General features: G+C 43.8%; 6 protein-coding genes. All 6 read right to left on the bottom strand.

Annotated elements, in window-relative coordinates:
• Positions 1-21 precede the first annotated feature (21 nt).
• A complete protein-coding gene (locus tag LPH68_RS06185) occupies positions 22-273 on the bottom strand; it encodes a hypothetical protein (RefSeq protein ID WP_151923123.1) in 252 nt (83 codons plus the stop codon).
• 82 nt (positions 274-355) lie between these two features.
• A complete protein-coding gene (locus LPH68_RS06180; protein ID WP_004296026.1) occupies positions 356-907 on the bottom strand; it encodes an RNA polymerase sigma factor in 552 nt (183 codons plus the stop codon).
• 176 nt (positions 908-1,083) lie between these two features.
• Positions 1,084-4,209, bottom strand: coding sequence for a DUF6298 domain-containing protein (locus tag LPH68_RS06175; protein ID WP_151923122.1), 3,126 nt, complete (start codon positions 4,207-4,209; stop codon positions 1,084-1,086).
• Positions 4,210-4,239: 30 nt separating this feature from the next.
• Positions 4,240-5,922: a polysaccharide lyase gene (locus tag LPH68_RS06170; protein ID WP_008775700.1), complete on the bottom strand. Its 1,683-nt coding sequence runs from the start codon at positions 5,920-5,922 to the stop codon at positions 4,240-4,242.
• A gap of 58 nt (positions 5,923-5,980) precedes the next feature.
• Positions 5,981-10,411, bottom strand: coding sequence for a two-component regulator propeller domain-containing protein (locus LPH68_RS06165; RefSeq protein ID WP_151923121.1), 4,431 nt, complete (start codon positions 10,409-10,411; stop codon positions 5,981-5,983).
• A gap of 137 nt (positions 10,412-10,548) precedes the next feature.
• Positions 10,549-13,203: a glycoside hydrolase family 2 protein gene (locus LPH68_RS06160; RefSeq protein WP_151923120.1), complete on the bottom strand. Its 2,655-nt coding sequence runs from the start codon at positions 13,201-13,203 to the stop codon at positions 10,549-10,551.
• Positions 13,204-13,401: the final 198 nt, after the last annotated feature.

The following is a 13,401-nucleotide window of genomic DNA, read 5'->3' as shown; positions in this document are numbered from 1 at the left end:
ATCTTAACTATACTAACCTATCTACAAAATACCCGAAAAATCTTTTATACTACTAATAATCCTATCTTTCAATTCGTTATTTTCAACTATTGAGAAGCCACAGTCTACATTTGCCGGAGCCAATAATACAGCTTTAGCTTCTTCTGCATCTGCCATCTCTTCCGGGTGCTCTCTGAAATAAGTTTCCCATTGGGAAGCTGATTGTGAAGTTACACCCAGCACATAGTTGATAAAATCATCATCCGTCAAAAAATCCATTACCTTTGAGCACATATCGCATCCTTTTTAAGCGTTTACATAAGTAGGACGGCGTTATCCTGTCTATGTACTCAACCCATTTACCTTTTTACTAAAATTAACTCGCCAGACTACGCAACTTTGTCAATCCGCGATGCATCAGGTTGCGTACAGACTGATAATTCATATTCATAATCTCGCAGATATCCTCGTATTTCTTTTCTTCTATATAATATAATGTAAGCGCTTCACGTTGGCGGGGAGATAATTGGTCTAAGAGACGTCTTACCAATGAGAATTCATTCTTGCGTTGCTCTTCTTCCATATAATCATCTTCTACATCTGTAGGAGTGGATATGCTAACTTCTTCTACTGCCGTATCAGACATATACATACGTCTGCGAAGTTCATCACACAACTTATTCTTTAAGGAGATGAATAAATAAGATCTCAAATTATCGATTGTTCCTAATTCATCTTTCTTTGTATAGAGTTTCACGAAGATGTCATGAATACAATCTTTCAGTAACTCTTTATCAATGGTCAACTTCAATCCGTAATTAAAAAGGACGTTGATGTGCAAGTTATACAGCTGTGAAAAAGCTGCCATATTTCCCGCTTGAAAAGAAGCGAGCAAAGTGTCGGTTGAATGATTAGTCTGTTCCATCATAGCATTAATTCGATTGATTTGATGTTGCAAAGCTAAGCAGTATCGACTGCAACCTTGGGTAAAATCTGGTTTGTGGATTGAAAAAACAAGTATCATGTTTTATAACACTCTTTTACTAGAAATTACCAATAAAAAGCAAAAATCCCGCTGAATGGTCTTCAACGGGATTCTCTGCTTTATAACTTATGGAACCAATAAATACCTTCTTTCTTATCTGGCACCTTTAGTTTGTATAAACCATTTATTTTCAGTGATTTATTCATCATTTCGATCTTTCCGGAAGCAGGATGAATGTACTTTAATACATACTTTCCGGACGATAATTGAACTGGAATTTCTGTTCCGGACTTGGAATAAATGATACTTCCAATATCAGATTTTACCATTTTCTTGTACTCATCCGTATTTGTTTCTTCCACTTCCATTGCTGCTGCATCCTTCAGAAACGCTTTATCTGTACACGGAATTACAGGACATGAACCTCCTGCCATAAATACAGCCCATCCCATAGCCGGATAATTCTGTGCGTAGAATGTCACTGCCTTTTGAGGAAATTTCTGACGATACTCATTGACAGCTTTATATGCTTCTGTGAAAGTCACCTTTCCTACTTTCATCTTACGCATGTGCTGACGTGGCGCCATATTCTTTCCACCTTCCGGCGCAAAGATTCCATCCGTCTTATAATGCCAGTATCGAATATCAATAATATCTACTACGGCAGCGCGTTTGGGATCTGCAAGGATTGCATCCTGTACGTCTTTCGTTGTACTCAATGCCACTTTTGCTTTCTTTCCGGTTTCAGTTTCCCATTCGGCTATCACGTCCAACCAAAATTGTACGAAATGCAACGGACCTGTAAATTCGGCACTTGTCAACTGAATAACATTCGAATTGTCCGCGAAGTTATTCAGGCACTGACGGATATATTGTCTGTGCAATTCACGACGAACAGGATGACTGATGTCATAGAACATATCCGCCACAAAGATTCGTTTGTCTCCGGCAAATGGAGCAGGTTCAGGAAATCCGGTCTGATTGATGTTATTGCTGCTTCTCCATGGAGAATCTACCCAATGCGCACCGGCTTCCAATATATTGTGCTGGAAATAGTTTTCATGGAACAACAGCAGTCCGTCCTTATTTCCTTTTTCTGCAAATTCTTTTAAGCGGCTCCAGTACCATGCATTAGGGCGTTTCAAATCATATTTGCTCAATCCTTCCCATGCTGTTCCCTGACCGCTACGACCGAATGGCTGTTCATAGAAAGGTCCCCATACATCACCATCCCGACGGCGAACCCGTTCGTGGTCATCCCGGCGACGGTCATACCAAAGACCGTAATTTTGATCGAAAACAAGAATGTTTTTCTGTTTCATGAAGTCAACTACAGAATCAATGCGGTCGGTTAATCCCAATCCCTCACGTCCCGGCACAAAGCGGGTGATGGCCGGACTTGCCTTTTTCAGATAATTGGTTTTGAGCTTTCCGTTCCACCAAGGGGTGGTATGACTGCCTCCCACCAATAGAGCACCGTTCATCTGAATACGTCCATTGGTTACAGTTACTTCCGGTTGGGTTAATAATTTAGCAGCAGTAGAAGAAGAAGAAGATTTTGCAAGTGCAGCGCTCTTTTTCTCTTTAATGTCATCAATTGATTTTACTCCGGTTGATGCCACCGAAGGAGCAAACTTATTATCACCTATCCAATGTTCCAACGTCAACCGTGGTTTATATGCTTCTTTAGCGAGTTCCATAGCTACTTCCACTGTAGGACTACTGGTTGCACTTGTATTTCTGGGCAGAATACGTGCACGTTCCGCACATTCTTTGTTCAACCGTTCTCCCAATTGAGCATAAAAAATACTGCGAGGTTGTACATGATTGTTGGATTGTGCCCATTCACCGTCACCGGAGAATTGTGCCCAACAACCGTATGCACGGTTCATCGCATCTTTTGCCGGGGCATAACATTCGATTTCCGCTGCGGTACATTGCCAAAACAAGCTGTTTGCCGTATTCCAACCGGCTCCGTTTTTATCTTGTCCCAAATTCTTGAAAGTCAGGTTATGACCGTCGATATTTACTACGTCAAACAACAGTCCGCACGCCCAGGCATCAATAGAACCACTGAATCCCAAAGATTCGTACGAATCACATTGTACAAAAGCATTGGGACCGGCTGCGCAATATCCGGCAGCAAAGTCATGAATACCCTGTTCCGAATAGCAGCGTTGAAATAAGGTTTGTTGTCCCAACGTATGGAAAGTGCAACGACGCATCCCTCCGATTTCTGAAACGGGTTCTTTCGAGATACAGTCTTCAACGGTAATTTTGGAACCTGTGCGCTGAACAATCACAGCGCTTCCTGCAAAATGCTTGAAGTTAACCAGTCTCACCCAACAGTTTTCCGCATCTTCAATGGAGATACCTGTCCAGCAATGATCCTCGTCTTTAGGATAACGCTTGTCGTAATCAGAAATCAGTGTCATATTTTCTACGCCACAATCGTGAATACGTCCGTTCCATTGATAAGTCAACAGGGAAGAAGTTCCATAGTTAGCATCCAAAGCTACGGTTAGCGGAGTATCCAGTGTTATCTGGTTGCCGTTTACTTCGCAGACTGTTCTGTCCCAAGTCAGATCCATGTCACCTTCTTTCCATCCCAAAGCGCTGATACCTCCTCCAAAGATATCACAACCCAAAGAGGCAATCCATTCTTTGCCGGAAGGACGGGTAACCATGACACGATCTCCTTTTTTCAGAGAAACACCCGAAGCGACTTCCAATGTTCTCGCGTTTACCGGAACATAGTGGGAAAGCACCTTCAATGTGTCTTGCACATTCAGGTCGTCCACTCCTTCCATATAGATAAGCGCACCTCTGTCTACGCCCTTTTTCAGCAGTATTGTTTTTTCTTTATCCGTTCCCCGCAATACAATTCCGGATGCGGAGATACGAATACTGCCGGACAGGGAAAACTCTCCCTGATCGAGTAATACGGCTCCCCGAAAACCGGAAGCGTCGGGAGTCAGCGAAGCTACATAATCAATGGCACGTTGAATGCGCGCAGTATTATCTCCGGCTTTCCAAGGTACAAATACCACATTGCGGACAGAAGGAATATTCTGTTCGGAGGATTTATATCCGCATGTAGAGAAATCGAGAATCCGGTTTCCCCGATCATCATTCAGGTAAGTGATCTGGTCATTCTTAACCTGTAAAGCAAAGGTTTGCGCATAACTTTGCACAAACCCAATGCTCAATAATCCTAAAAGGATCGTTCTTACTTGTATATTCATTACAATAAACTTTAATCTCTTTTCATCCGGTTACAACAGACTTTTCCGTTTAGACAATGTATCGTAATTGTTCTTCAAGTCTGTCCAGTCCACTTTCTTTCTGGTGTCTATACCATTGATGTATTTTTCAATATTGGTATATCCGTCACCGTTGCAGTCCATGTTGGCGTCGGTCGGGTCATTCGGATTCAATCCGTTGGCAATTTCCCAAATATCCGGCATACCGTCGCCGTCCGAGTCTACTACCGCTTCACCTTTATATTCGGGCAGTCCGCCTACCTGACGAATATCTGTGATGATACCTTGCTTGTAAGAATCAGCCGGTAACCGTCTCTTCACGTAAGGAGAGACAAACTCCGGTGCATCTTTCGCATAAATGGCCTTTCCTGTTTGTACGGTTTTAATGACACGTGCATCTACTGCGTCACGTTTCGGAAAATTAGCTCCTACATTATCTAATACAAAGGTATAAGCTTTTTTGGTATCCATTACAGTTACCGGTGGCATTTTGAAAGCCTCGTCCGATTTAATTAGCGGCAAAAACTTTGCGGCGTCCACCTCTTCTTTAAGTTGTACGCCTCCGTCCCAGTTATCTTTTGTAACTTTAGCATTGCCATGGATAATATTTCCGTTTACGTATGCTTTTCCGAATGAAAGCGGTCTGTTCTTGTCACGTCCTGCTTCCGGTTTGAGAATACGATAAGAAATCGGTTTACCTATCGGAGTGATCGGACCGGGTTTGAAATAGTTGTTTATCATATTGTAGAAACTGTTGTGATCGCCTCCGTCTACGGAACGGTTCCACCAGTTGAAAACAACATTATTGACGAAGTTAAAGTCGCCGTCCATACCTACCGAACTGTTCCGGCTGATGTTGGAAGCAAAGAGATTACGGCAGAACATACTGTTATGCCCACCGATGGTTGCACCGAAAGCATGATTGTAGGTATCCAATGCTTCAGAGAAAATAGAATTCTGGATGGTAATGTTTACTGTCGGAAGTTTCAGCCCGTGTCCGTCTGCCCCTCTGTTGTATACATGACGGTAGATAGACATATTTTCATCCAATCCCCAACTGGCGGAGCAATGGTCTACCATAATATTTCCAACCGCATTCCCTCCTACTGCATCATCACGGAAAGCTACGTCCTGCGCACCGCGGCGGAAGCGCATGTGACGAATCACGACATCGTGTGTATCGATCAGGAAAGATTGTCCGGTGACGCAGATACCATCTCCGGGAGCCGTTTGTCCGGCAATCGTTACATAAGGGGCACGTACACTAATCGGGCTTTTCAAACGAATCACTCCCGCTACATTGAATACAATAATACGTGCACCTCCCGTTTCACAGGCTTCGCGCAATGTTCCGGGGCCGGAATCTTCCAGCGAAGTGACCACGATCACTTTACCTCCACGACCACCGGGAGTATACATACCTCCGCCTTCCGCGCCGGGGAAAGCCGGGATATTACTTTTTATCAAATCTTCGGGTTTGGAGGCCCAAGGCTTATAGGGACGACCTTTCTTTGCTTCTTCTAACACTGTCGGCAAAGCTTTTTCCCATGCCGCATCCGATTTCCGTTCAAACTCCGCTTCTTGTTTTGCTCCTCTTGCTTTTACCGAGTCCGGAATTACAGGATACTGGGCTGCCACAGGTAGTACACAGGCAACCAGCATCCACGCTGATAATACTTTCTTAATGTTGTTCATTCTTTCGAATCTTAATTAGGTTTCTAAAAGGACGATTAAGAAAGCATTTTGTAATCGGTTATCTCTCTCCTTTCCGCCATTCATTCATATATTCGCGAGGGGACTGATTATATTTTTTCCGGAAACACTTACTATAATATCCCGAATCCTTGAATCCGACAGCAAAAGCAATTTCGGAAACACTTAAATCCGTATTTTTAATCAGCTCGATAGATTTATTCAAACGAATCTCTTTTACCAGATCGACGGGTGCCAGGCCGGTAAGACTCTTCAGTTTCTTGAAGAATGCCGAACGGCTCAATCCGATACCGGATGCTATGGTGTCAATGTTAAAGTCACTGTCATCCATATTTTCTTCAATGACCTGATGTATCTTTTCGAGGAACTGTACGTCTTTCTTTACCAAAAATTGTTCGTAGCTGTCTTCTTCGGTCGTCGTCTGGTTTTCCATTTGCTGACGGATTCGTTCACGGAACAGTTTCCGTTCGGCAAGCAACTGGTCGATACGTGCCAACAGATATTCCTTACTGAAAGGTTTGGTGATGTAGGCGTTCGCCCCTAAAGTGATCGCTTTGGTCTTGGCGCCTTCATCATTCTTCGCAGTCAGGATAATGACAGGGATATGACTGATTTGGAAATCTTTGCGGATGGATTGCAACATTTCAAGCCCATCCATTTCGGGCATCATCTGATCGGTCACCACAATATCCGGATGATATAGGTGTACTTTCTTCAAACCTTCCACTCCGTTATTGGCAATATGGATATTGAACTTGTCCTCCAGCTGAAGCTTTATCAACTGGCAAAGGTCTTTGTTATCTTCCACCAACAGAAGGGTCGGTAATGAAGCGTCGATTTCCGGTTCTTCTTCCGTACCGTCTTCGGATATGGCATTTGCAACAGGATCTTGTTCTACCGAAACAGGGGCTGTCTCCGTATCTCCCACATAGAAGTCTACTTCTGACGGGCGGTAATGCTCCTTATCCATCAGGAGTTCTACAATAAACACCGCTCCTTGTCCTTCGGGACTTTCGGCACGAATCTGTCCGTGATGCAGATTGACGATCTCTTTTGAAAGTGCCAATCCGATACCAGTGCCTTGATAATAGGAGTTTTTCGCGTTCTCTCCTTGCGAGAAGCGTTCGAAAATCTCGGTCAGTTTATTTTGTGGAATACCTACTCCGTTATCTTCCACCCGTACATAACAACGTTTACCGTCGTCCGTCAATCCGGTAGTTATATAAATACTTCCTCCGGAATGAGTGAATTTGAATGCGTTGGATATGATGTTGCGGATAACAATGCTCATTTTCTCCTTGTCCGCCCATACCATAATCGGTTCATCCGGCAACTGGAAAGTAAAACTGATCTCGTTTTCTTCGGAAAGTACCCGGAATTCTTTCTGGAAAGAAGCTATCATCTCATTAAAATCAATTAATGACACATGCAAACGCATCTTGCCGTTCTGAATCTTCCGGAAATCAAGGATCTGATTCACTAATTGCAGCATCTGATTGGTGTTCTTCTCCATCAGATCCACATATTGCAATCCTTTCGGAGAGAGCTTTTCGCGTTCTCTTAGTTCCTGTATCGGACCTTTTATCAATGTCAAAGGAGTGCGCAATTCATGGGAGATATTGGTAAAGAACTTGATTTTCATCTCCGATACCTTCTGCTCGATATAAATATCATTCTTCATTTTAAGCATGAAGAAAGCCAGGCGCAGGCTGAAATAGAGAGCTGCCAAACCTAGAATTACATATATAAGGGTTGCCCACCAGCTCAACCACCACGGTGGAAGGATAGTAATAGCCAATGTACAGTTGGAAACCAGCTCCGGATTGGCTTCATCTACGGTTTCTACACGGAATGTATAGTCTCCGGGAGGTACGTTGGTATAAGAAGCGATACGATTCTTTCCGTTATAATGCCATTCTTTTTCATATCCTTCAAGTATATATCGGTAAGATACCCGGTTCTGATTATAGAAATTCAATGCGGCAAATTCAATCGTGAACATGGATTGATTGTAGTTCAGTTCGATTGCTTTGGCGTATGTGATGGATTCTTTCAGAATCGGACACTCGCGGAAACTACGCAGATCGCGGTTGGAAACTTTAAAGTCAACAATACGTGTATCGTAGTTCGTATGCAATGTTTCCAGTTTGTCGGGAGAGAATGTCAGGATTCCCTGCCGGGTACCAATCCACAAATCTCCATTCAAGGTACGGAGGGCACTACCCTCTTCCAATTCCACGTTTAAGAAACCGTCGTATTTGTCGTAGTTACGAAACTGTTCGGTAGCTTTATTGAAGCAAGACAAGCCAATTTCCGTTGTAAACCACAAGTTACCGTTTTTATCTTCTACGATAGACTTGACTACATCGTTATTCATTCCTTCACGTATGCCGTATGATTTGAAAATCGGCTCACGCTTTTCTTTATCATAGCGGACTAATCTATTCAAACCGCCTCCGAATACACTTACCCAGATTTGCGAATCAGTATCTTTGTAGAGTACATAAATATCATTATCCGCTACGTTTGAATTTTCGCTGACTTGGCGGTACGTTTCAAACTGGATCTGTTCGGGGGCAGTGAAATGTCCGTCGAAAGACATCAGTCCATCCATTGTTCCTACCCAAATACGTCCGTCTTCATCTTCCGTCATGGTACGCACCTCCATATAAAGACCGTATGCAGGATATTGTTTCAAGCCATTGTATTTATGGATAAAGGTAATTGTTCCGTTCTCTTCGGAAATTAGATTCAGACCCCCTCCTAGTAATCCGACCCAAATGCGTCCCTGGCTGTCCTGATAGGTAAAGTACACATCGTTGTTACTGATAGAATTCGGATTCTTGGGGTCATTGATATAACGGGTAAAACGCAACCCGTGCGGTGAATTCATGTCTGGTTCGGCTTTGACAAGCCCGTTTCCTTTGGTGGAAAACCAAAGATTACCGTCTTTGTCTTCCATAATATGATATACGGCTCCCAATAGATAGTTCTTATCCGAGAAGATTTGTTTCACTTGTCCGTTACGATCCAGGCGATACAAGGCTTGCCAGCGGGTTCCTACCCAAATGTCTCCATTTTGCGCCTGGAAGAGAGCACGTATTCCCTGGTTCCAGGAAGTCGATCTCTCGGGCACTACCGGAGATGGAGAAACTTCTGTCAGCAGTTGGAATTGCTTCTTGGGGAAATTAAGCCTGTATACTCCGCTGCTTGTAGATGCCAGCCAAAGGATACCATCTTTATCCAGCAGAAGATGGAAGAAAAGCTGATTGGGAAGATCGTCGGAGAAAGGCTTCAATTGGTTGATACGGGTCATTTCCAGTTTCTCCCTGTCGAATAGAAGAATTTCTCCTCCCGGAGTCATAAAGAACATACCCTGTTCGCCGGCATCCTGCATTTCAAAATTACCAATTGCGTTCTGATTGGGGAATGTAAAGCGGTAATGGCTTCTGTTCAGGGGATCATAATAGGTCAATGCCTGGTTACCCTCCTGAAACCATACCTTATCATATTTATCATAGAATATAATTCCATTGTCCTTTTCGGGGATGGTAAAGGGGAGCTTGGTCAACTGTTTGTAGCCGATATTGTACTCGTATGCTCCTTCGTTGGTGGTAATGTACATCAGACCGGATTCCGTTACCAGCAAATTAGAAACCGGCTGTTTGATTTCCGGTATCTCGTAACGGTTAACCACTCCGTTTTGCGGATCAATGCTATAAATGTGGCCTTTCTTGTCTCCCAACCATAAGAATTTAGAATTATAGGAGGCACAAGTAAACTGATCGGGGTTGGCAGATACCTTTTTCTGTATAAAGTCGGCAGGTTTGTCTTTCAGCGCTTCCCCTTTCCGTAGGGACAGAATCTGATAATCCATACCGATCCAATTGATAAACTCGGCTGTTTCACAGAATATGTTGTGTTTCAGACGCATGTCGTACACGTTCACGTTAGGACGCGAATCATGCAATTGTTTCATCGTTATTTTACCTTCCTTGTCGGTGTACGCACGCAAAAGGCTTTTATCTTTTGTCAGCAACAGTACGTCGCCATCTTCGGTCGTCTGAATCTTGATAATCTGAATGTTCTCGGAATATTCTTTCACATCATCGTAGACGGCATGAAAGCTTTCATGCCGTTTATCGAACAGGTAGAGTTTACGGTCGATAGTCTTAATCCACAGAAAACCATTCTTATCTTCTACGATGCGCTGAATCTTACGCGGCGGAATGTCTGTGGAATAAAACCCGTCATGGTTATCGTAGGAACGGAATTTACTTCCGTCAAAGCTGCATAGTCCATACCAGGTGCCGAACCAGATAAATCCGTCTTGTCCTTTTAATGTACAGTTTACGATATTATTAGGCAAACCACGTTCAGCCGTGTAGTGTTCTACAATCATATTTGGATAGGCAAAAGCATACATGCCTATCATGGATAGTAATAGTATTAGAATATTCCGTTTTCTCATTGATGGCTATAATTGGAATTAAATGTACTCAAAGATAGTCTTTTTTTTTGAATAGTGCTTTAGTAACATATAAAAAACAAGTTGGCAGATCACCCTGCTAATCACTTATCACTAACCTGCTAATCACTTTTATCGTACTATTTTTCAGTTCCAAATTCAGTCTGTTGACGTTCTACTTCATCTAACACCCGTTGGCGTTCTTCCTCTGTCAGTTGCACTTTTCCTTCAGATGGTTCCTTGGCCGGGTTTGCATTGAGAGTGGACGGTGTTGTCCTTTGTATTTCATAAGTCTGTTCCTCATAGCAGAAAGGAAGTTCTGCAGGAACACTTTCCAGTTCAATTTCAGTAGCTGTCGGAGCTTGAGTGCCCTCAAACTGTACGCGGGCTTTCACCTTTATTTTTCCGGCTTTCCGGGTAGAACGAATCAACACCGGAGCGGAGCCGAACTCCACCGCACGGGGATTAGCGCCAATAGTAGCATCTCCGATGATTTCTCCTTCACCTTCTACCGTGAAAACGATATTCTCTTTTGCCAGACGGCGCACATTTCCACTATCATCGGTTACTTCAGCAACTACGACGATAAAGTCGGAGCCGTCAGCTACCAGGTTCACTTTTTGAGTATCTACATAAAGACGTAGTTTGGTGGAACGTCGGGAAGGCATTTTCTTTTGAGTGCATACCACTTTTCCGTTGATGATTCCTTCGGCAACCATGTTCACTTTTTGCCAATTCTTTTGAGTATAGCTATATCCGCGTGCTTCCCAAAAGTCCCAGACATTCTCGAATATAACGGGAGTATTTGGCATGTGCCCTTTGGCATGAACCACCGGTTTCGTCCAGGTTTTCGTTCCATCATAAATAGAAAGACGGACTGAATCACAGTTTGTAAATACAACTACGTCCTTATCGGAGAATTGTGACATTTCATGAGCAATGAATATCATCGGGCCACATTCTGCCAATGAGTGTTGGAGACTAGCCGGCGACTGGCTGCGAAATACTTCATACGCATATTTCTTCTGACGGAAAGCATCATAAATGCCGCCCCAATAAGGGTCCGGATGATAGCCACGCTGATGGTCGAACGGATGCCATTGGGCACCACCGATAAACAAACCGGTCGTGCGATACATCTCGTCATAGCTCTTTGCCAAGGACATAGCCTGTACCAGTAACGGGCGTTCTCCCCAACTGCGGCTGGCACGGTTATTATTGTTGTGAGCATACCAGTCGTCTACATTCTCCCCGAATTCACGGGTAAAGATACATTGCTCCGGCTTGTCTTCTTTTTCATCATCACCCGGCCAGCCATAAACAACGTCATAATGCTCTTTCACTCCGGCCGAATGGACATCGGCAGCAGCTACCGGACGTCCCGGATAGGGATATTCTTCTTTGGTAATCTCAAGAGCTTTCAAGGCAAAATCGAGCGGATAGCGGGTTTCATTCAAGATGGGTTCCCACATCAGTACGGAAGGGTGATTACGGTCACGGCGAATCATTTCGCGGGTATTCTGATGAACCAACTCCCCGAATTTCGGGTCTTTGTTCCAGTATTGCCATCCTGGAGTAGCGACAATCACGAACAGGCCGAGCTCGTCACAGGCATCCATAAAGGCTGGGTCTTGGGGATAGTGGGCTACACGAATAATGGTGCATCCGGCATCACGCAGACGTTTGGCGTCACGCCATTGCTGTGAGTTCGGCAAAGCATTGCCTACGTATGCAAAATCCTGATGGCGATTGGCTCCTACCAGTTGTCCGAAAGGTTTGCCATTCAGCCAGAATCCGTCTTTACCACGGAATTCTGCCAGACGAATACCGACACGGGTAATGCCTCCGTCAATGGATTTATTTCCTTTTTTAATACGTGATTGTACCCTATATAAATAAGGTGTATCCGGTGACCAAAGAGTAGGATTCTTTACTTCCATCTGTTGACGGATGGATTTTTTCTCTCCTGGCTTTAAAGAAAGTTTTCCTGAACTGCGTTTGATTACTTTTCCATCCGCGTCTGTCAAAGTCGTTTCTACAGTGACTGACTCGGAACGGGCGTCGTCATTCTGAACTTCGGTGTTTACATATACCTGCGCACTCTTTTCACTGATCTTATCAAAATGAACGAATACACCTCCACCGCCAACGATTTGTGAATCAATAGCGTCAGTAATAGCTACCGGAGATTTGGCAATCATCCATACATCACGGTAAATGCCACCATGATAAGCAAAGTCTAATGTATATTGACGTTTTCCGGGAGGATAGGATTTGTCATCACTGTTGTCCGTGAAAACAGCGAGCAGACAGGAGTCTCCGGCTTGTACGCCATTGGCGGTCAAGTCTAAAGTAAAAGGCAGATAACCTCCCAGATGTTCCTGGATGCGTTTACCATTCAGATAAAGAATCTGTTTGCCCATAGCTGCTTCAAAATGAAGCACTACCCGTTTCCCTTTTGTTTCGGCGGGGAGGACAAAGTGCTTACGGTACCAAGCCGGTCCTTGATAATTGCGGCATCCACTTCCTTCGGCCGGCATCAACTCTACGGTATGAGGGGTGGAAACGACATTCCAGGAACGGTCATCGAAGTTTACCGCTTCTGCTCCCCGGACATCGCCTCTGAAAAAGCGCCATCCCGGATTGAAATTATAGACTTGTCGCCCGCTACCGGGAAGCTGGATGAATCCGGCAACCGATGTCTCGGGACGGTAAGTTTCTGTAGCCTGCCCTTTTTCTATCAAGGAAAATAGCAACAGAAAAGCTGATAAGATGATAAATGGTCTTTTATTCATAATTCTTTATTTATATATTTCATTCGTTAAATGGGAATTTATCGGTTAAAATGGGAATTTTGCAGTTAAATGAGAATTTATCGGTTAGGCTGAAAGCCTTACAATTATATATTTATTGGGATGCCCTGAAAGGGCTTAATTATATAGCGTAGGGCAACGCCCTACGAAAAAAACACACCAGCCACAAGCCCTGAAAGG

It is taken from the genome of Bacteroides sp. 1_1_30, from assembly GCF_020982715.1.
In the GTDB taxonomy this organism is placed as follows: domain Bacteria; phylum Bacteroidota; class Bacteroidia; order Bacteroidales; family Bacteroidaceae; genus Bacteroides; species Bacteroides xylanisolvens.
The sequence above is the reverse complement of the archived record's forward strand: the minus strand, read 5'-3'. Positions and strand labels throughout refer to the sequence as shown.

Excerpts from the sequence above, each read along its gene's own strand:
- LPH68_RS06160 (WP_151923120.1), bottom strand. The coding sequence starts at position 13,203 with ATGAATAAAAGACCATTTATCATCTTATCAGCTTTTCTGTTGCTATTT.
- LPH68_RS06185 (WP_151923123.1), bottom strand. The coding sequence starts at position 273 with ATGTGCTCAAAGGTAATGGATTTTTTGACGGATGATGATTTTATCAAC.
- LPH68_RS06165 (WP_151923121.1), bottom strand. The coding sequence starts at position 10,411 with ATGAGAAAACGGAATATTCTAATACTATTACTATCCATGATAGGCATG.
- LPH68_RS06180 (WP_004296026.1), bottom strand. The coding sequence starts at position 907 with ATGATGGAACAGACTAATCATTCAACCGACACTTTGCTCGCTTCTTTT.
- LPH68_RS06175 (WP_151923122.1), bottom strand. The coding sequence starts at position 4,209 with ATGAATATACAAGTAAGAACGATCCTTTTAGGATTATTGAGCATTGGG.
- LPH68_RS06170 (WP_008775700.1), bottom strand. The coding sequence starts at position 5,922 with ATGAACAACATTAAGAAAGTATTATCAGCGTGGATGCTGGTTGCCTGT.